General features: G+C 53.4%; 18 protein-coding genes. 5 read left to right on the top strand and 13 right to left on the bottom strand.

What is annotated here, in order from left to right:
* Positions 1-24: 24 nt before the first annotated feature.
* The 3 genes from glnS to chiQ all read left to right on the top strand — a co-directional run bounded on the left by glnS (position 25) and on the right by chiQ (position 3,918).
* A complete protein-coding gene (gene glnS, locus WM46_RS11205) occupies positions 25-1,692 on the top strand; it encodes a glutamine--tRNA ligase (RefSeq protein WP_102602279.1) in 1,668 nt (555 codons plus the stop codon).
* A 437-nt stretch (positions 1,693-2,129) separates the two neighbouring features.
* Positions 2,130-3,536 carry a chitoporin ChiP gene (chiP, locus tag WM46_RS11200; RefSeq protein ID WP_061076840.1) on the top strand — a complete coding sequence of 469 codons (1,407 nt, stop codon included), beginning with the start codon at positions 2,130-2,132 and terminating at the stop codon, positions 3,534-3,536.
* A gap of 49 nt (positions 3,537-3,585) precedes the next feature.
* Entirely contained in the window at positions 3,586-3,918 is a 333-nt protein-coding gene (chiQ, locus tag WM46_RS11195; protein ID WP_044256579.1) for a ChiQ/YbfN family lipoprotein, read from the top strand.
* A 52-nt stretch (positions 3,919-3,970) separates the two neighbouring features.
* Here the strand turns inward: chiQ and tcuC are convergent, their stop codons facing one another.
* The 8 genes from tcuC to ybfF all read right to left on the bottom strand — a co-directional run bounded on the left by tcuC (position 3,971) and on the right by ybfF (position 11,607).
* On the bottom strand, positions 3,971-5,266 hold the full coding sequence (gene tcuC / locus WM46_RS11190) for a tricarballylate/proton symporter TcuC (protein WP_102602278.1): 1,296 nt from the start codon (positions 5,264-5,266) through the stop codon (positions 3,971-3,973).
* Positions 5,267-5,320: 54 nt separating this feature from the next.
* A complete protein-coding gene (tcuB, locus tag WM46_RS11185) occupies positions 5,321-6,460 on the bottom strand; it encodes a tricarballylate utilization 4Fe-4S protein TcuB (protein WP_102602277.1) in 1,140 nt (379 codons plus the stop codon).
* The gene (gene tcuA, locus WM46_RS11180) at positions 6,447-7,850 is read right to left on the bottom strand and encodes an FAD-dependent tricarballylate dehydrogenase TcuA (protein WP_102602276.1); all 1,404 of its coding nucleotides are present in this window, start codon (positions 7,848-7,850) and stop codon (positions 6,447-6,449) included. The genes tcuB and tcuA overlap by 14 nt, the downstream gene beginning before the upstream one ends.
* A gap of 97 nt (positions 7,851-7,947) precedes the next feature.
* Positions 7,948-8,874, bottom strand: a complete 927-nt coding sequence (gene tcuR, locus WM46_RS11175; protein WP_102602275.1) for a tricarballylate utilization LysR family transcriptional regulator TcuR — start codon at positions 8,872-8,874, stop codon at positions 7,948-7,950.
* 130 nt (positions 8,875-9,004) lie between these two features.
* Entirely contained in the window at positions 9,005-9,451 is a 447-nt protein-coding gene (gene fur / locus WM46_RS11170) for a ferric iron uptake transcriptional regulator (RefSeq protein WP_046477500.1), read from the bottom strand.
* A 280-nt stretch (positions 9,452-9,731) separates the two neighbouring features.
* On the bottom strand, positions 9,732-10,262 hold the full coding sequence (fldA, locus tag WM46_RS11165; RefSeq protein WP_003022839.1) for a flavodoxin FldA: 531 nt from the start codon (positions 10,260-10,262) through the stop codon (positions 9,732-9,734).
* 149 nt (positions 10,263-10,411) lie between these two features.
* Positions 10,412-10,705 carry a LexA regulated protein gene (gene ybfE, locus WM46_RS11160; protein WP_044326665.1) on the bottom strand — a complete coding sequence of 98 codons (294 nt, stop codon included), beginning with the start codon at positions 10,703-10,705 and terminating at the stop codon, positions 10,412-10,414.
* Between the two features lie 128 nt (positions 10,706-10,833).
* A complete protein-coding gene (gene ybfF / locus WM46_RS11155; RefSeq protein WP_061077995.1) occupies positions 10,834-11,607 on the bottom strand; it encodes an esterase in 774 nt (257 codons plus the stop codon).
* Between the two features lie 190 nt (positions 11,608-11,797).
* Between ybfF and seqA the strand changes: the two genes are divergently transcribed.
* The gene (gene seqA / locus WM46_RS11150) at positions 11,798-12,343 is read left to right on the top strand and encodes a replication initiation negative regulator SeqA (protein ID WP_102602273.1); all 546 of its coding nucleotides are present in this window, start codon (positions 11,798-11,800) and stop codon (positions 12,341-12,343) included.
* Positions 12,344-12,366: 23 nt separating this feature from the next.
* Positions 12,367-14,007, top strand: a complete 1,641-nt coding sequence (gene pgm, locus WM46_RS11145; RefSeq protein WP_102602272.1) for a phosphoglucomutase (alpha-D-glucose-1,6-bisphosphate-dependent) — start codon at positions 12,367-12,369, stop codon at positions 14,005-14,007.
* 148 nt (positions 14,008-14,155) lie between these two features.
* On the opposite strand, the gene WM46_RS11140 is transcribed toward pgm, so the two are convergent.
* The 5 genes from WM46_RS11140 to speFL all read right to left on the bottom strand — a co-directional run bounded on the left by WM46_RS11140 (position 14,156) and on the right by speFL (position 19,226).
* The gene (locus WM46_RS11140; protein ID WP_061076845.1) at positions 14,156-14,587 is read right to left on the bottom strand and encodes a nuclear transport factor 2 family protein; all 432 of its coding nucleotides are present in this window, start codon (positions 14,585-14,587) and stop codon (positions 14,156-14,158) included.
* A 205-nt stretch (positions 14,588-14,792) separates the two neighbouring features.
* The gene (locus WM46_RS11135) at positions 14,793-15,284 is read right to left on the bottom strand and encodes a pyridoxamine 5'-phosphate oxidase family protein (protein ID WP_102602271.1); all 492 of its coding nucleotides are present in this window, start codon (positions 15,282-15,284) and stop codon (positions 14,793-14,795) included.
* Positions 15,285-15,350: 66 nt separating this feature from the next.
* Positions 15,351-16,670, bottom strand: coding sequence for a putrescine-ornithine antiporter (gene potE / locus WM46_RS11130; protein WP_061076847.1), 1,320 nt, complete (start codon positions 16,668-16,670; stop codon positions 15,351-15,353).
* A complete protein-coding gene (speF, locus tag WM46_RS11125; protein ID WP_061077996.1) occupies positions 16,667-18,865 on the bottom strand; it encodes an ornithine decarboxylase SpeF in 2,199 nt (732 codons plus the stop codon). Before speF ends, potE begins: the two co-directional genes overlap by 4 nt.
* Before the next feature lie 256 nt (positions 18,866-19,121).
* The gene (speFL, locus tag WM46_RS26350) at positions 19,122-19,226 is read right to left on the bottom strand and encodes a leader peptide SpeFL (RefSeq protein ID WP_114149115.1); all 105 of its coding nucleotides are present in this window, start codon (positions 19,224-19,226) and stop codon (positions 19,122-19,124) included.
* Between the last annotated feature and the right edge of the window lie 87 nt (positions 19,227-19,313).

Raw genomic sequence — 19,313 nt, 5'->3', positions numbered from 1 at the left:
TGTTTACGCTTTGAGGAATCCACGATGAGTGAGGCTGAAGCCCGCCCGAGTAACTTTATTCGTCAGATCATCGATGAAGATCTGGCCAGTGGTAAGCACACCACGATCCATACCCGTTTTCCGCCGGAGCCAAATGGCTATCTGCACATTGGCCACGCGAAATCCATCTGCCTGAACTTTGGTATCGCGCAAGACTACCAGGGCCAGTGCAACCTGCGTTTCGATGACACCAACCCGGTAAAAGAAGATATCGAGTACGTTGATTCGATCAAAAACGACGTTGAGTGGTTAGGTTTTCACTGGGCTGGCAACGTTCGCTACTCCTCAGATTACTTTGATCAACTGCACGCCTACGCGGTTGAACTGATCAACAAAGGTCTGGCGTATGTCGATGAGCTGACGCCGGAGCAGATCCGCGAATACCGTGGCACGTTGACTCAGCCTGGCAAAAACAGTCCGTTCCGCGATCGCAGCATCGAGGAAAATTTCGCTCTGTTCGAAAAAATGCGTACCGGCGGTTTTGAAGAAGGTAAAGCCTGCCTGCGTGCGAAGATTGACATGGCGTCGCCGTTTATCGTGATGCGCGATCCGGTTCTGTACCGTATTAAATTTGCCGAGCACCATCAGACCGGCAACAAGTGGTGCATCTACCCGATGTACGACTTCACCCACTGCATCAGCGATGCGCTGGAAGGCATTACGCACTCTCTGTGTACCCTGGAGTTCCAGGACAACCGTCGTCTGTACGACTGGGTGCTGGATAACATTTCCATTCCAGTTCACCCGCGCCAGTATGAATTCTCGCGCCTGAATCTGGAATACACGGTGATGTCCAAGCGTAAGCTGAACCTGCTGGTGGCTGATAAGCACGTTGAAGGCTGGGACGATCCGCGTATGCCGACGATCTCCGGTCTGCGTCGTCGCGGCTATACCGCCGCGGCGATCCGTGAATTCTGCAAACGCATTGGCGTGACCAAGCAGGACAATACGATCGAAATGGCGTCGCTGGAATCCTGTATCCGCGAAGATCTGAACGAAAACGCCCCGCGTGCGATGGCGGTGATCGATCCGGTAAAACTGGTTATCGAGAACTACCCGCAGGGCGAAAGCGAAATGGTCACCATGCCTAACCATCCGAACAAACCGGAAATGGGCACGCGTGAGGTTCCGTTCAGCGGTGAAATCTGGATCGACCGCGCTGACTTCCGTGAAGAAGCCAATAAGCAGTACAAGCGTCTGGTGATGGGTAAAGAAGTGCGTCTGCGTAACGCCTACGTGGTGAAAGCAGAACGCGTGGAAAAAGATGCGGAAGGCACTATCACCACCATCTTCTGTACCTATGATGCGGATACCCTGAGCAAAGATCCGGCTGATGGCCGTAAAGTGAAAGGCGTGATCCACTGGGTTAGCGCCGCACACGCACTGCCAGTTGAAATTCGCCTCTACGATCGTCTGTTCATCGTACCGAATCCTGGCGCGGCGGAAGATTTCCTGTCCGTGATGAACCCGGAATCGCTGGTGATCAAACAGGGCTTTGCAGAGCCATCGTTGAAAGCCGCGGTAGCAGGGAAAGCGTTCCAGTTTGAGCGCGAAGGTTACTTCTGTCTGGACAGCCGTTACGCCAGCGCAGAGAAACTGGTGTTTAACCGCACCGTTGGCCTGCGTGACACCTGGGCGAAAGTCGGCGAATAAGCTGCCGCAACGACCTCTTCAAACGCCGCATTCTGCGGCGTTTTTTTCATCTTCTGTTCAACGAAATATCTCGCTTTGCGAAGCGAATTAATTCCCATTCAAAAAATAATGTCATTAACAACCGTCTGTTATCGATAATGTGCGCAAAAAACAGATAATGGCATGAAACCGCGTTCATCTTTCTGGAAAACAAAGAGAATTTACATCTTTTATGGCATTTGTTGATGGATGAATAAAATGTAACAGGAAGCAATGAAATATGTGCGGTTGCTCATACTCTTACATTCTCGTTACAGAAAGGTATTGATAATTCGCGTCGCGAAAAATAGTCTATCACTGTAGTCAGTGAGGTTTTTCTCAATGCTACTTTTACTTTTTTATTTTTTCGCTGTTTCGCCTTTGGCAACAGCAATTTATACGTCAAAGAGGATTAACATATGCGTACGTTTAGTGGCAAACGTAGTGCGCTGGCGTTGGCTATCGCCGGTATCACAGCACTGTCGGGTCTGGTCGTTGTTCCGCAGGCACAGGCCGAAGGTTTTATTGATGATTCAACCCTGACGGGCGGCATTTATTACTGGCAGCGCGAGCGCGACCGTAAAGATGTCACCGACGGAGATAAGTACAAAACCAACCTTTCTCACGCGACCTGGAACGCCAACCTGGATTTCCAGTCCGGCTATGCAGCAGATATGTTCGGTCTCGATGTGGCGGCGTTTACTGCGATTGAAATGGCAGAAAACGGCGACAGCGGCCATCCAAACGAAATCGCTTTCTCGAAAAAGAACAAAGGCTACGATGAAGACTACTCCGGCGATAAGAGCGGAATTAGTCTGTACAAGGCCGCCGCGAAATTCAAATACGGTCCAGCCTGGGCACGTGCCGGTTATATTCAGCCTACCGGTCAGACGCTGTTAGCGCCGCACTGGAGCTTTATGCCGGGTACCTATCAGGGGGCCGAAGCTGGCGCAAACTTTGACTACGGCGATGCGGGCGCACTGAGCTTCTCCTATATGTGGGCCAACGAATATAAAGCGCCATGGCACACTGAGGTTGATAAATTCTACCAGGGCGATAAAAAGACCAAAGTCGATTATCTCCATTCTGTCGGCGCAAAATATGATTTCAAAAATGACCTGGTGCTGGAAGCCGCATTTGGTCAGTCCGAAGGCTATGTCGATCAGTACTTCGCCAAAGCCAGCTACAAGTTTGATTTAGGTGGCAATCCGTTCTCCACCAGCTACCAGTTCTACGGTGCGCGTGACAAAGTCGATGACCGCAGCGCCAGCGATATCTATGACGGAACCGCCTGGTTGCAGGCGTTGACCTTCGGCTACAAAGTGGCGGAAGTGGTTGACCTGCGTCTGGAAGGAACCTGGGTTAAGGCTGAAGGGCAGCAAGGGTTCTTCCTGCAACGTATGACGCCAACCTATGCGTCGTCCAACGGTCGTCTGGATATCTGGTGGGATAACCGTTCAGACTTCAACGCCAACGGCGAAAAAGCGGTCTTCTTTGGCGCGATGTATGACCTGAAGAACTGGAACCTGCCGGGCTGGGCCGTCGGGGCTTCCTATGTGTATGCCTGGGACGCGAAACCGTCTACCTGGCAGAGCAGCCCGGATGCGTACTACGACAAAAACCGTACCATCGAAGAGTCTTCATACAGCCTGGATGCGGTCTACACCTTGCAGGACGGTCGTGCGAAAGGCACCATGTTTAAACTGCACTTCACCGAATATGACAACCACTCCAACATCCCGAGCTGGGGCGGCGGTTACGGCAACATCTTCCAGGATGAGCGCGACGTGAAGTTCATTGTGATTGCACCGTTCACCATCTTCTAATGCCATCAGCGGCAGGCCTTGTGCCTGCCGCATCGTTGAGGACCCTGCTATGAAAAAACTGATACTCATCGCCGTAATGGCCTCGGGACTGGTGGCCTGCGCACCGTCAACGGCCCCGAAAGAAGACAGCCGGTTGAAAGAGGCATATAGCGCCTGTATCAACACGGCACAGGGATCGCCAGAGAAAATCGAAGCCTGCCAGAGCGTGCTGGATGTGCTGAAAAAAGAAAAGCAGCATCAACAGTTTGCGAATCAGGAAAGTGTTCGCGTGCTGGATTATCAGCAGTGTATTCAGGCGACACGTACCGGTAACGATCAGGCTGTGAAAGCCGATTGCGATAAGATCTGGCAGGAAATTCGTAGTAACAATACGGCGAAGTAAGCGTCAGAGACCACATAAAGCGGGCGGAGAGAGATCTCCGCCCGTTTGCGTTTCAGAGCTTATTATCAGCCGTCTGATAACCATGGCTGAGACGAACAAACAGCATTGCCGTCGCGGCGAGCCCGCACAGCGCAGCGCACATGAGCCACCACCCAGGAGAACTCTTATCGCCGGTCAACTGGACCAATGCGGTAGAGATGGCTGGCGTCAGGCCGCCGAAAATTGCCGTGGCGAGACTAAAGGCCAGTGAAAAACCCACGGTTCGGACATACACCGGCATCACTTCGGTCAGTGCGGCTACCATCGCGCCGTTGTACATGCCGAAGAAGAACGAGAACCAGAGCAGCACCAGCGTCATGCGGGTGAAGTCGGGGGCGGCGGTAAGCCAGTTCATGACCGGCCAGGTAGTGATGAGGGCGAGCAAGGTGATGCCCATCAGCACCGGACGACGCCCGATCCGGTCAGAGATGGCGCCGCCAATCGGCAGCCAGATGAAGTTAGAAATCCCCACCAGCATGGTGACTACCAGGCTGTCACGCGCGCTCAGGTTCAACACCGTTCTCCCGTAAGTGGGGGTATAAACGGTAATAAAATAAAAGGTCGTGGTCGTCATCGCCACCAGCAGGGTACCCGCGGTGATAATGCGCCAGTTTTTAGCAATGGTGGTAAAAATTTCCCGGGTGTCGGGGCGGTGTTTACGTTGTAAAAAGGCTTCCGTTTCCTGTAGCGAACGTCGAAGAACAAAAATCAGCGGAATAATCATGCAGCCAATGAAGAACGGGATTCGCCAACCCCATTCGGAGATTTCATCGTGTCCCAGCGTGGCATTCAGACCGTAACCGATCAGCGCGGCGACCACGATCGCCACCTGCTGGCTGGCCGATTGCCAACTGGTGTAAAAGCCTTTATTGCCTGGCGTGGCGATTTCAGAAAGATAAACAGAGACGCCGCCCAGTTCGACGCCGGCAGAAAATCCCTGTAGCAGACGTCCCACCAGGACCAGCACGGGAGCCAGCAGGCCGATAGTCTGATAACCCGGAACGAGGGCGATGAGCAGCGTGCCGCAACCCATAATCGCCAGGGTGACCATCAACCCCTTCCGTCGGCCAATCCGGTCAATATACGCCCCCAGTACAACTGCCCCAATGGGGCGCATTAAAAAACCGGAGCCAAAAACGGCAAAGGTCAGCATGAGGCCAGCGAACTCACTTTCGGCGGGAAAAAACGTCTTTGCAATATAGGTGGCGTAAAAACCAAACAGAAAAAAATCGAACTGTTCGAGAAAATTACCGCTGGTCACACGCAGTATTGCGCCGAACGTGCCGGCGCGCGATGGTTGTTGAGTCATTGAGGTTGCTCCACTGTCTTATCATAATTATGTATAGAGGTAAGAGTGTGCGGGTCAGTCGCCTGCGACCCCCGCCTGTTTTCCACGTCGCTTCTCAATCGCCCATTTGAGTAAAGACGCGCAGCGGTAAAATCCGTGGGCAAATTTTCCGTATGGGATGGTCAAAAAAAGTGCCATGACCACGCCAAGATGGAGGGCAAGCAGGATCCCCATCCATGAGGTGTCTCTTCCCGCCAGCAGACCTAAACCGGTCAGGCTGGTCAGGAGCAGCAGTAAAATAAAGCCGCGATCCATCGGTTTCTGTCGCGCGTCGCCATGCAGTGGCGAGCGCTTAAGGTTTAACCACAGCAGGCCTGCCGGGCCGACGACTAAACCGATTCCTCCGAGCGTGCCAAGCATGACCGGCGCGCTGAAGAACGGGTAGGGGGCTTCCCATCCGGCGAAATAGTGATAACCGGTCGCCACCACGGTCGCGGCGAAACAGAGCATAAAGCCGTAAAAGGTGAAATGGTGGAAACGACGACGCATCAACGTAAAGGCATCGTCCGCGTCGTTGCAGCCTTTGCCGTGTCCACCGTCGAGGTATTTCAGCGTCAGCGCATTGTGTGAGGCTTCGGCTATTTCCGCCGGACGCGGCCCGACGGGAGAAATCTCGCGCCAGAAGCGGATCACCCCTGCCATCAGTAAACCGATCGCCAGCATGAAAACCGAGCCAAACATCCATGCCAGCAGGTTGTGCGGGAAAATTTGGTAGAAATCACCGGCCAACGGCGGGTGGAGCAGCGATCCCTTCAGTCCCATCGCGAGGAGTAAAAAGAGGATCAGACCAACGACCAGCGCCAGCGTCACGGTGACGCCAGCCCGGCGATACAGCGCCCCGAAGGCCGCCGGTTGTGCGTAGTGTTGATACGTTTCCAGACGCACTTCCGCCATCGCTTTCGGCACGTTGATCGCAAACTCATGGGGTGGTGCATACTGGCAGGCGTGCAGGCAGGCGCCGCAGTTATGACACAGGTTTGCCAGATAGTTAATGTCGGCTTTGCCAAATTCCAGTCGTTGAGTCATCGCCGGGAACACGGCGCAAAACCCTTCGCAATAGCGACAGGCGTTACACACCTGCATCACCCGCTCGACTTCAGCCTCTGGCTCGGTGAGGATTTTGGCTTCGATGATCAGTTTTTCAAGCTGCTTCATGATGCGCCTCCTTACGCGCTGCCTGCGCGGCTTCTTTACCTGCGATGCGACCAAACGTGGTGCCGATGGACATGCCGACACCGGCGGTATAGCCCTTGCCCAGTACGTTGCCTGCCATCATCTCACCGGCAACGAACAGGTTACGGCTGGGGACGCCTGCAAAATGGACCGCAGCATGTTCATTCACTTTCAGTCCCAGATAGGTAAAGGTGATCCCTGGTCGCAGGGCATAGCCGTAGTAGGGAGGTGTATCAATGGGTCGCGCCCAGTGGGTTTTCGGTGGCGTCAGGCCCAGCGTTGCGCAGTCGTCCAGCGTCGTGTGATCAAACTGACCCGGCTGACAGGACTGGTTGTAGTGCTCCACGGTATGGGTAAAGCGTTCGGGATCCAGCCCTAGCTGGCGGGCCAGTTCATCCAGCGTATTGGCCTGTGCGCCGGGGAAAACTGGCGGCATAAAGTGGCCGATCGCTTTGCTGTCGATGATGGAGTAGCCAATCTGCCCTGGCTGGTGGGCAACCAGACGCCCCCAGATGGCATAGCGTTTCGGCCAGAAATCTTCGCCTTCATCGTAAAAGCGTTCCGCATCCCGGTTGATTACCACGCCAAGTGAGACGCAATCCACGCGCGTGCAAATGCCGCCATCATACAGCGGGGCCCGGGCATCAATCGCCACACAGTGGGACTGGGACGGATCGCCGATGATGTCAGCCCCGGCGTCGATCATAAATTTGAGCAAGACGCCCTGATTAAAGCGGGTGCCGCGAATGAGGAAGTTATCGGCTGGCCATTCGCCGCGTGCGTTCTCTCCCCAGGCGTCACGCAGCCATTCGCGATTGGATTCAAATCCACCGGCGGCGAGTACGCAGGCTTTTGCCTCAATGCGCTCGTGACCTGCCAGGGCTGCGACGAAATCGCCATGATGCAATTCAAGCGCCTGCACCGGTGTGTTGTAGCGAATCTGTACCCCCAGCTTTTCTGCGCTGCGGTAATAAGCGTTCACGAGGGCTTTACCGCCGCCCATGAAAAAGGCATTGGTACGCGCGACGTGCAGCGCACCAGAGAGTGGGGGCTGAAAATTGACACCATGCTGGCGCATCCAGTCGCGACACTGTGAAGAGGTACGGATCACCAGGCGCGCTAACGCTTCATTGGTATTGCCTTCGGTGACACGCCAGAGATCCTGCCAGAACTCCTCTTCGGGATAACTCTCAACCAGCACATCCTGTGGCGCATCGTGCATACAGCGTAAATTGCGCGTGTGTTGAGAGTTGCCGCCGCGCCATTCCCGGGGCGCGGCCTCTAACAGCAACACGGAAGCTCCTGCCTCACGGGCGGTTAAGGCGGCACATAACGCGGCATTACCACCGCCAATCACCAGTACATCAACCATCGTCTACTCCATTACCATTTAACTATTTGTTAAATTTGTAATTGAAATGTATACGTACAGGTTGTATGGGCGCTATGGCGGGAAGCTAAAGACCTGTTTAGTGAGTGTAAAGGGTCGCGCCCGGCCAACTGCCGGTTTCCACAAGTTCACGCATCACTTTTGTGAGTATCACGCGGGCTGCAAGACCGGCGGGGGTGAGTTCATCGTCAGACAGGCTGACCAGAAAATTAGGGCGGCTGAGTATGGGATTATGGACGCCAATCACTCTCAGCGCTTCCCTCTCAAGATGCGAAATGGCAGCACCTGGTTGCAACGTGGCGCCAAGTCCGCTGCGAACGGCGCGCATCAGTAACGTCAGGCCATCAATTTCCGTGGCGATATCCACCTTCAGTCCGTGTTCCTGACAAATGGCCTCCAGTCGGCCGCGCAGTCCGTGGCCCAGGCTTGGCATGATCAGGGGAATATTCGCCAGTTGAGCAGGGGTTATGGTGTCATCCGGAATCGCCGCCAGCAGGTCATGCGTGCCAATCAGAAAAAGTCGCTCTTCGAGAACCGGCCTGGCGCTCCAGCGCAGGATCTTCTCTTTCTGAAAAACAACGGCCAGATCAATCTGACGGGTGTTGATCATCCGTTCCAGATTACCCGACAGGCTTTCCACCACATGCAGGCGAACGTCGGCGTAATGTTCCCGCATGGCATGAATAAACGGCATTCCCAGGACGGAGGCCGTGCTGGGGGCCATACCGACGCTGACGTGTCCGGACAGACGCGCATCGCGCGCGGCCAGAATAGCATCATCAGCATGACGCAACGCCAGCTGTGCCTGCGAGTAAAAGGCCAGACCGGCGTTGGTTGGCGTTACGCCACGCGAGGTTCGCTGCAACAGACGAATGGCGAGTTCGTTTTCCAGCCGCGTCATCTGCTGGCTGAGCGCGGAGACGCCGATGTCGAGATCGAGCGCCGCGCTGCCCATACTGCCGGTTTCCACAATACGGACAAAATAACGTAGCTGGCGAAGTTCCATTTCGATTCTCCGGACAAGGCAGGGGGAGATTTTACATTAAAGCAACATGCTGTCAGAAGAAAGCGCAGAGTGGCGAATGGCGCGCATAAAAAAAGCCAACCGACAGGTTGGCTTTTCAGAATAGTGCAAATTATTTCGCGTCGTGCGCGTGTTCGTCTTCGCGGCAATCGCCTTCAGCGCAGTGGCCGTACAGATAAAGGCTATGGTTCGTCAGACGAATGCCATGTTTTGCTGCGATCTCACGCTGGCGTGCTTCAATAGAATCATCACTGAATTCGATCACTTTGCCGCAATCGAGGCAAATAAGGTGATCGTGATGATGCTGCTGGGTCAGCTCAAAAACGGATTTGCCGCCTTCAAAATTGTGGCGGGTTACGATCCCGGCGTCATCAAACTGGTTCAGCACGCGATACACGGTCGCCAGACCAATTTCTTCACCCATGTCGATCAGTCGTTTATATAAATCTTCCGCACTGACGTGATGGTTTTCCGGTTCCTGAAGAACTTCCAGAATCTTTAAACGAGGAAGCGTTACTTTCAGGCCAGCCTTCTTTAATGCGGTATTGTTGTCAGTCATGCGGAATCTGTCCTGTTGCTAAACGATTCACTTCATACAAGAAGTGACAGAAATTGCACTCGAGATAATGCGTTTCATTATAGGACTGCCGTGTCTAAATGAAAACTGCAAGCCTCTGGCAAATGTTAATAAATAGTCGGTATTGCCTGGAAATGAGAGCGCCACCTAAAAACTCCCGCACATTGTACAGGGATGGGCAAGAAAGTTACAAATTTGTAGCAATTATTTTGATTGGTTCTGTCTATTGATGCGGCGCAAACATTGTCTGCGCCGCCGTACATCAGGCGTTGATGATCTCGTCGAGGTGCAGTTCTTCAGAAATCTGCTTCACCCATTTTTCCACGCGCTCGGCGGTCAGTTCCGGCTGACGGTCTTCGTCAATCGCCAGACCGACAAAATGGTCGTCATCCGCCAGACCTTTGGAGGCTTCAAAATGATAGCCTGCGGTCGGCCAGTGACCCACGATAGTTGCACCGCGCGGCTCAATGATATCGCGGATCGTGCCTAACGCGTCGCAGAAGTATTCTGCATAATCTTCCTGATCGCCGCAGCCGAACAGTGCGACCAGTTTGCCGTTAAAATCAATGTCTTCGAGGGTAGGGAAGAAGTCATCCCAGTCGCACTGCGCTTCACCGTAGTACCAGGTTGGAATGCCAAGCAGCAGAATGTCGTAGCCTTCGAGATCTTCTTTGCTGCTTTTTGCAATGTCATGCACATCGGCAACGTCTTTACCAAGCTGTTTTTGAATCATTTTTGCGATATTTTCGGTGTTCCCGGTGTCGCTGCCGAAAAAGATGCCAGTGATTGCCATGAGTAAAGTAACCTCTTGAAACTTATTGAAATGGTGGTGGCGAATTGCCCACAGATAAGGGCAATCATAGCAGAACAGTCAGGTATGCGGAAATAGCAAACGCATACGAGTGCACTCCATGCTACATGAAAGTGGGAAATGGGATGATTTCAGGCAAGATCCTGGCCGCGTAGTGCCGCCAGTTGGGCCATCAATATCTCTTCGATCAGTTCACTGCGGCTCATCTCTCGGGATTCCGCCAGCTCATTCAACGCATCAACCGCTTCCGCGTTGAGTTTGAGTTCGACACGCTTAAGACCGCGAACTTTGTCGCGTTTGAGTTGATTACGCTTATTAATGCGCAGCTGTTCATCGCGCGAAAGCGGATTGGTTTTCGGTCGTCCCGGGCGACGCTCGTGCGCGAACAGATCTAGTGTCGTACGGTCCGTTTGTTCTTTGGCCATGATATTGGTGACTTCGGGGAAACAATCAGCCAGGCCTCTGCCCGGATGGATAGCGCGCCATCATACATCAGCGAATGAGGCGCGCCAACGTTCGCACGCGTAATCGCGCACGGACGCTGAGTTTTTAATCAGTTAGCCGTTTCATTAAGATAACGACGGATGGCGCGCAGCACCGCCTCCGGTTTTTCGGCATGCACCCAGTGACCGGCTCCGGCAATGACGTGCGCACGCGCCTGCGGGAACTGCGCCAGTAAATCGGCGCGATATGCTTCGGTGACGTAAGGGGAGTTGCCGCCGGGAATAAACAGTGCCGGATGATCCCAGGCCGGTATTGTCTCCCAGCCGACGATATGCGGATACTGTTCCCACAGCACCGGCACGTTGAAGCGCCATTCGCCGTCAACGAACGATTTCAGCAAAAACTGAATCACACCTTCTTCATTAAGATGTTCGCGCATGATTGCAGCCGCCTGCTGACGGGTCTTTGCCGGCGATGCCGTCACCGCGTTGATGGCGGTGAAAATTTCGTCATGGCGACGGACGTGGTAATCCACCGGGGCAATATCGATCGCCACTAAACGGGCGATGCGTTCCGGGGCCAGCGCGCTGAGCGCCATCACCGCTTTTCCCCCCATCGAATGACCAATAAAGGTGGCTTTTTCGATGTGTTGCGCATTCAGCGTATCTAACAGATCCTGCGCCATTGCCGGGTAGTTCATCACCGGGTCGCGCGGAGAAAGGCCGTGATTACGCATATCGACCTGAATGATGTCATGGTCGTTCACCAGGTCACGAGCCAGCACGCCCAGATTGTCCAGACTGCCAAATAAACCGTGAACCAGTACGATGGGATAATTATTGTGCAGGTTTTGTGCGGATTGCGCTCGGATATTCAATTTCATGGCAAAGTTCTTTTTTTCGCTCTGTCGGGTTAGGGTATTATGTTGACCATTCTGCCACTGGGCTGCAACCACTTCGGTTTTCTCCGAGTTTTTTGTTCAGCCGGGTTTGACGCTATTCGCTGTTGGGATTTGCCCCTATACTCCCAACGATTTGTATTTCAGATCAGATAAGACACCGCACTGGATTAAGATGAAAACGATTGAAGTTGATGATGAACTCTACAGCTATATTGCCAGCCACACGAAGCATATCGGCGAGAGCGCATCCGAGATTTTACGGCGTATGTTGAAGTTTTCCGCCGCATCACAGCCCGTCACGCCAGTGACAAAAGAGGTTCGCGTCGCGCAGCCGGCTGTTGCCGAGGCGAAACCCGTCAATCTTGTCAAAGATAAAGTGCGCGCTATGCGTGAACTGCTTCTGTCCGATGAATATGCCGAACAGAAGAAGGCCGTTAACCGCTTTATGCTGGTGCTGACTACACTCTATACACTGGATCAACACGCGTTTGCTGAGGCAACGGAATCGTTGCATGGCCGTACGCGTGTCTACTTCGCGGCTGATGAACAGACGCTACTGAAAAACGGTAACCAGACCAAACCCAAACACGTGCCCGGCACGCCGTATTGGGTGATCACCAACACCAACACCGGCCGTAAATGCAGCATGATTGAGCACATCATGCAGTCAATGCAATTCCCGGCGGAATTGATTGAAAAGGTTTGCGGAACAATTTAATCCATGCAGAGAAGGACCAGGCAATGGCAATCCACAACCGCGCAGGCAAACCTGCGCAACAGAGTGATTTGATTAACGTCGCGCAACTGACGTCACAATACTATGTACTGAAGCCCGCAAAAGGAAATGCGGAACACGCGGTGAAGTTCGGCACCTCCGGACACCGTGGCAGTGCAGGCCGTCATAGCTTCAACGAGCCCCATATTCTGGCGATTGCGCAGGCTATCGCGGAAGAACGTGCAAAAAATGGCATTACGGGTCCGTGCTACGTGGGGAAAGATACTCACGCACTGTCTGAACCGGCGTTTATCTCCGTGCTGGAAGTGCTCGCAGCGAACGGTGTCGACGTGATTGTTCAGGAGAACAACGGTTTTACCCCCACGCCCGCGGTGTCGAATGCCATTCTGGTCCACAACAAAAAAGGTGGTCCGCTGGCTGACGGTATTGTGATTACGCCGTCCCACAACCCGCCGGAAGATGGTGGCATTAAATACAACCCGCCTAACGGTGGCCCGGCAGATACCAACGTCACGAAAGTGGTGGAAGATCGCGCGAATGCGCTGTTGGCTGACGATCTGAAAGGCGTGAAGCGTATTTCTCTGGATGCGGCGCTGGCGTCCGGTCATGTCAAAGAGCAGGACCTGGTACAGCCGTTCGTTGAGGGGCTGGCGGATATCGTCGATATGGCGGCGATCCAGAAAGCCGGTCTGACGCTGGGCGTGGATCCGCTGGGCGGTTCCGGTATTGAATACTGGAAGCGTATCGCAGATCATTACAAACTGAATCTGACCATCGTAAACGATCAGGTTGATCAGACTTTCCGCTTTATGCATCTCGATAAAGATGGCGCAATCCGTATGGACTGTTCCTCTGAATGTGCCATGGCCGGTTTGCTGGCGCTGCGCGATAAGTTCGACCTGGCGTTCGCCAACGATCCGGATTATGACCGTCACGGTATCGTCACTCCGGCGGGGCTGATGAATCCGAACCACTATCTGGCGGTGGCTATCAACTACCTGTTCCAGCATCGTCCGCAGTGGGGCAAAGACGTGGCTGTCGGTAAGACGCTGGTCTCTTCGGCAATGATTGACCGCGTGGTTAACGATCTGGGTCGTAAACTGGTCGAAGTTCCGGTGGGCTTTAAATGGTTTGTTGATGGTCTGTTTGATGGCAGCTTCGGCTTTGGCGGCGAAGAGAGCGCGGGAGCATCCTTCCTGCGTTTCGACGGTACGCCGTGGTCTACTGATAAAGATGGGATCATCATGTGCCTGCTGGCAGCAGAAATTACTGCTGTCACCGGGAAGAATCCGCAGGAGCACTATAACGAGCTTGCCGCCCGTTTTGGTGCGCCGAGCTATAACCGTCTGCAGGCAGGTGCAACGTCGGCACAGAAAGCGGCGCTGTCTAAACTGTCTCCAGAGATGGTCAGCGCCAGTACGCTGGCTGGTGACCCGATCACCGCGCGTCTGACGGCGGCACCAGGTAACGGTGCGTCGATTGGCGGTCTGAAAGTCATGACCGACAACGGTTGGTTCGCGGCGCGCCCGTCTGGTACAGAAGATGCGTACAAGATCTATTGCGAGAGCTTCCTCGGCGAAGAACATCGCAAACAGATCGAGAAAGAAGCGGTCGAAATCGTCAGCGAAGTGTTGAAAAACGCCTGAGCTGGAAAGCCGCATTAAAAAAGGAGCCGTAAGGCTCCTTTTTTATTTCCGAACACTTTTCCCGTAGGCCGCTTCCGGTGCTGTTTGATTGCCTGATGGCGCTACGCTTATCAGGCCTACGCTCGCACGTTGGCGGAAGTCCGCGTGGTTACTGGGGGAGCTTATACGCCTGACGCGCTAATAACTTCCAGTCTCCGGCGCTGTCTTTTTTCATCACCAGCATCACGCCGATTTTTACTTCACCAGGTTTTCCACTGTCGTTGGTTTTAGCCTCCAGAATATGGCGGACAATCGCGACATCGCCATCAATCTGCACAGTCTGGTCGTTCAGATTCAGAGTTTTAAATTGTGATTTTCCGGTCACGATAGCGTCAACAAATTCGGCGTTATTTTCAATTCTTCCACTGGAGTGACCATAGCTCAGAGAAGGTAACCCCACTTTTTCCAGACTGGATTTTTCACCGCTCAGCATCGCCTGACGCATGCTTTCTACAGCATTTGTCACCGCGTTAACGTCTGTACTCTGCGCAAAGCAAGAGCTGCTTAACAGCAAGAGCGCCATACAAAAGGCTTTTTTCATGTCCATCTCCTGATAGATGTTTTCGGTCTTAGTCGACCCCTGAAGCTAATAAAACATTGTCACGACATTCAGGAAATAAATAGAACACGCATTCATTAAAAATAAAACCGTGTTTTAATGATGGGTGTCACAGACCGTGAAAAAGGTTAGCGTCGGGCCGGACGAGGTACGGCTGGTATTGTTGAAGGCGCTTTGCTTATCAGGTTTACGAAAACGGTGCAGATACTGCGGTATGCCGCCGACAGGTTAATGTCTGGCAGTCAATGCGAACTACGCATACCGCTTTCATCATCTCTTCGCGATAATGGAACGTTTTTTCTGGTACAACCTGACGCATTATCACGTTCAGACCGTGTTCCATCTCGCGTCGTGGCAGGGCAATGGATGCCTTTCCGCTGGCAATAATACTGGTATATGCGTAGCTATAATCGCAGGCTTCTTCAGCCTCCATCAGCTGGTGGTCGCCATCAATCTCGATACTGATTGCCGGATTTCTACGTAACAGACGCATCTTTTTCCCGTTACGTGCGCCGTGGAACCAGAAAGTCCAGCGCCCGTCCTGATACTCATAACCAAAATTGACGGGCACAATATACGGACTGGTCTCATCGTTGAGCGCTATCCGGCAAATCGGGTGATTTTTGATAATGGCGAGAATGTCATCAGGATCGCTGACGATACGTTCTGGATTACTCATGATTGCTGTCTTAAACAGGAAGTTGAGGGAACCGGACCGCAGTTGCCTGCAGTCCGGGATGGGGTATTAACCGTGCTTATTTTTCAGTTCAAAACGCGGTGAAACCAGACCGTACAGCGTCCAGCCGAGAAAGGTCACGATGGAACCGTACAGCATCGCTTCTTCACCTGACGAGTAGAGTGCATAGAAGCTATACATCGCACCGATGAATGCCACGAAGTTTGCCGATTTCGCCTTTGCTGCAGGCACATTCGCCACTCTCTGGATGATCACCAGTGCGGCCATCGACAGAATATACGGAATGATGTTCGTCACCACGGCCAGGTTGACCAGCACGTTAAACTGGCTGTTCAGCGACGGGCTGATGGTCATCAGTGATAAGCCGCTCTGGATGATGACGATCGCGAGCATCCCCTGAACCGGCGCATCGACTTTGGTCACGCGAGAAAAGATTTTCGGGAAATAGCCTTCATCGGCAGAGGATTTAAAGACCTGAGCAATGGTGAACTGCCAGCCCAGCAACGAACCGCAGCAGGACATGATCATCAGCGCCATGATCACTTTACCCACTTCCGGTGTGAACATCTGCGCAAACGCCAGACCAAACGGCGCGGTGGAGTTCGCCAGATCCATGTTAGGTACAATCCCGGCAATCACGTTGGTCGAGACGATGTAGATCACCGCCGCGCCCAGCGTCCCGCCCAGTACGGCAATCGGGACGTTCTTTTCGGGGTTTTCCACTACTTCTGCGTTCGCACAGGCGGATTCCAGACCAAGGAACGCCCACAGCGTCATCGCGATAGACGAACCGACGGCGGTAAAGAACGGTACGTGATGCGGGTTCCACGAGTTGGCATACAGCGTTGGGCTAAACCAGAACCAGCCGATGATGCACAGACCGACAACCGGAATGATCACCCCCCAGACAGTGATACTGCTGATCTGCCCGGTAATGCGTGCACCGCCAAAGTTGGCGACCGTACAGATCCACAGTACGCCGATGGTGGCGAGACCGATTTGCACCGGGGAGAGGGAGGCACCGAAGAGTTCAGTACCGTAACCCACGGCGGAGATCGCGATGGCGACGTTGGCAATCAACAGCGATACCCCATAGGTGTAGTTCGCCATAAAGTTACCGGATTTACCAAACGCATATTCCGCGTAGCCGCCCATACCGCCTGATTTACGGCTGAACATTCCGCACTTGGCGAACGCCCAGGCCAGCGCCATGGACCCGACGGCTGTCACCAGCCAGGAGATAATCGAAATGGTGCCGACTTCAGCCAGTTTGGTCGGCAGCATGATGATCCCGGAGCCCATCATATTGACCATGGTCAGGATGGTGAGCTGCATCACGCCCATTTTATTGGATTTGGCTTTACTCATAATGCTTCTCCTTTCAACAGGCCGTTTTGTGCTTCACGCGGTTTAATCACGTAGCACCACACCTGTTTGCGACCATCACACTCGTTGATGTACACACCCTGAAGTTCCGGCGCGAAACCGGGCAGCAGGTTGATCCCTTCTTCCAGCGCGCTGAAGTAACGCAATACCGCACCGCCCCAGACTTCCCCCGGAACCACGCACAGCACGCCCGGTGGGTAAGGGAGCGCGCCTTCAGCGGCAATACGGCCTTCGGCCTCAGGCAGCGGCACCAGATCCACTTCACCGCGCAGATAGGCGTAGTTGGCATCCTGCGGATTCATGCTGACGCGCGGGAAATGCGACTTGCGGAACATCTCTTTTTGCAGTTGCTTCACGTTGTGACGCGCATACAGGTCGTGCATTTCCTGGCACAACTGGCGCAGGGTGTAACCGGCATAGCGCGCTTCGTGCTGTTTGTAGATAGACGGCAGGACTTCCGCCAGCGGCGCGTCAGACTCCAGCAGTCGCTCGAAGCGCACCAGCAGGGCGACGAGCTGTTGCAGTTTCGCCATGTCTTCCGCCGGGGTCAGCAGGAACAGGATCGAGTTGAGGTCGCATTTTTCCGGGACCACGCCATTTTCGCGCAAGAAGTTGGCAAGGATAGTCGCCGGGACGCCGAAGGTATCGTATTCGCCATTGCGTGCGTTGATACCCGGGGTGGTCAGCAGCAGTTTGCAGGGGTCAACAAAGTATTGATGCTCGGCATAACCTTCAAACGCATGCCAGTGTTCACCGGGAACAAAGTGGAAGAAGCGCAGGTCGTTGGCGATTTCCGCAGTCGGATAAGATTGCCACGGTTTGCCATCAACCAGTTCCGGAACAAAGGGACGGATATGATGGCAGTTGTCGAGGATCAGCTTACGGGCGTCGATACCATTGGCGACGCAATCCATCCACATGTTGCGGCCGCTGACGCCTTCGTGCATTTTGGCGTTAATGTCCAGCGCGGCAAACAGCGGATAGAACGGACTGGTGGAGGCGTGCATCATGAACGCGTTATTCATGCGTTTATGCGGCACATAGCGCGACTGCCCTTTGATATGGCTGTCTTTTTTGTGAATTTGCGAGGTCTGGGAGAAGCCCGCTTGCTGTTTGTGAACGGACTGAGTCACCAGAATGCCCGGATCGTTTTCGTTCAGTTCCAGCAGGAGTGGAGAACAATCCGCCATCATCGGGATAAACTGCTCATAGCCCACCCAGGCGGAGTCGAACAGGATGTAATCGCAAAGGTGACCAATTTTATCCACCACCTGACGGGCGTTATAAATCGTGCCGTCATAGGTGCCCAACTGGATAACAGCAAGACGGAATGGACGTGCGTCGCGAGCCCGCTGCGGCGCCACTTCGCTCACCAGTTCGCGCAGGTAGTTCTCTTCAAAGCAGTGGGCATCGATCCCGCCGATAAAGCCGTACGGGTTACGTGCGGTTTCCAGATAGACCGGCGTTGCGCCCGCCTGCAATAACGCGCCGTGGTGGTTTGACTTATGGTTGTTACGGTCGAAGAGCACCAGATCGCCGGGAGTCAGCAGCGCGTTCAGCACCACTTTGTTGGACGAAGACGTTCCGTTCAGCACAAAGTAAGTTTTATCCGCATTAAACACCTTCGCCGCGTGTTGCTGAGCGATGCATGGCGCGCCTTCGTGGATCAGCAAATCGCCCATTGCCACATCGGCATTACACAGGTCGGAGCGGAAAAGCGTTTCGCCAAAATACTCCACAAACTGATTACCTGCCGGATGACGACGGAAAAACTCGCCGCCCTGATGTCCAGGGCAGTCAAATGCGCTATTTCCCTGGTTAACGTAGTCAACCAGCGCGCGGAAGAAGGGAGGACGTAATTGTGTTTCGTAATGGTTTGCAGCGGTTTCTAACTGACGGCCATAGAAAGCGGTACGGGCTTCATTGCATTCGAATACGCCAGAAATGCGCGGCAGATGTTCTGCCGGTACGCGCTCTTCCTCTTCTGCGGCGATAAACACCGGAATACCGTAGCCGGTCGCGTCAATTTCATCGAGTTTCCCACGTTCAATATCATTGACAGACAACACCACGGCAGCCACGTCAATAAAATTACTTTCATCAACATTCACAATCGTGCGTTGTGTAGAAAAACAGTCAGGGCAAGAACGACTCACGGCAATTTTTAATTCAGACATTTTCATCTCTTTATTTTCAGATAATAGCAGGTCCTCAATTTCTCGAATGAGAAACTGATAACTCCGGAATAAAAGCAATGCTTGTCCCCTGATAAATAAATCAGTAAATTGCTTTTTTTAGGATGCAAAAAACCTTACCTGTCCGGTCACAGGTAAATCAAGGCTTAAGCAGAGTGAGCACTGAGGAATACAGGCGTGAGCCTGTGATACAGCGAGTCAGGAAGACCTGTATGCTGGAGTGCCCATAGTCGAAAGACTAACGGGCATTAAAGAAATGAAAGTCAAAGCTATTACGGTGGGCAAACATCATAATATGTGTTGTCCGCCTGATATGGGGCATTGTACGGCTATTATTTTCCATTTTGATTACCTTTTCTTTATCAGTAGAAGGTGAAGGTATTTTATCCAGGAAAACGCCCCGATCCGTGAAGGAGATCAATAAAAAACG

The organism is Citrobacter freundii complex sp. CFNIH2 (assembly GCF_002880615.1).
In the GTDB taxonomy this organism is placed as follows: Bacteria; Pseudomonadota; Gammaproteobacteria; order Enterobacterales; family Enterobacteriaceae; genus Citrobacter_A; species Citrobacter_A amalonaticus_F.
This window is presented reverse-complemented; position numbering and strand designations above follow the sequence as displayed.

Coding starts and splice junctions, on each gene's coding strand:
- tcuB (WP_102602277.1), bottom strand. CDS start 6,460: ATGAAGCAGCTTGAAAAACTGATCATCGAAGCCAAAATCCTCACCGAG.
- ybfE (WP_044326665.1), bottom strand. CDS start 10,705: ATGGCCAAAGAACAAACGGACCGTACGACACTAGATCTGTTCGCGCAC.
- chiQ (WP_044256579.1), top strand. CDS start 3,586: ATGAAAAAACTGATACTCATCGCCGTAATGGCCTCGGGACTGGTGGCC.
- tcuR (WP_102602275.1), bottom strand. CDS start 8,874: ATGGAACTTCGCCAGCTACGTTATTTTGTCCGTATTGTGGAAACCGGC.
- WM46_RS11140 (WP_061076845.1), bottom strand. CDS start 14,587: ATGAAAAAAGCCTTTTGTATGGCGCTCTTGCTGTTAAGCAGCTCTTGC.
- fldA (WP_003022839.1), bottom strand. CDS start 10,262: ATGGCAATCACTGGCATCTTTTTCGGCAGCGACACCGGGAACACCGAA.
- seqA (WP_102602273.1), top strand. CDS start 11,798: ATGAAAACGATTGAAGTTGATGATGAACTCTACAGCTATATTGCCAGC.
- fur (WP_046477500.1), bottom strand. CDS start 9,451: ATGACTGACAACAATACCGCATTAAAGAAGGCTGGCCTGAAAGTAACG.
- tcuA (WP_102602276.1), bottom strand. CDS start 7,850: ATGGTTGATGTACTGGTGATTGGCGGTGGTAATGCCGCGTTATGTGCC.
- ybfF (WP_061077995.1), bottom strand. CDS start 11,607: ATGAAATTGAATATCCGAGCGCAATCCGCACAAAACCTGCACAATAAT.
- speFL (WP_114149115.1), bottom strand. CDS start 19,226: ATGGAAAATAATAGCCGTACAATGCCCCATATCAGGCGGACAACACAT.
- WM46_RS11135 (WP_102602271.1), bottom strand. CDS start 15,284: ATGAGTAATCCAGAACGTATCGTCAGCGATCCTGATGACATTCTCGCC.
- chiP (WP_061076840.1), top strand. CDS start 2,130: ATGCGTACGTTTAGTGGCAAACGTAGTGCGCTGGCGTTGGCTATCGCC.
- potE (WP_061076847.1), bottom strand. CDS start 16,670: ATGAGTAAAGCCAAATCCAATAAAATGGGCGTGATGCAGCTCACCATC.
- pgm (WP_102602272.1), top strand. CDS start 12,367: ATGGCAATCCACAACCGCGCAGGCAAACCTGCGCAACAGAGTGATTTG.
- glnS (WP_102602279.1), top strand. CDS start 25: ATGAGTGAGGCTGAAGCCCGCCCGAGTAACTTTATTCGTCAGATCATC.
- speF (WP_061077996.1), bottom strand. CDS start 18,865: ATGTCTGAATTAAAAATTGCCGTGAGTCGTTCTTGCCCTGACTGTTTT.
- tcuC (WP_102602278.1), bottom strand. CDS start 5,266: ATGACTCAACAACCATCGCGCGCCGGCACGTTCGGCGCAATACTGCGT.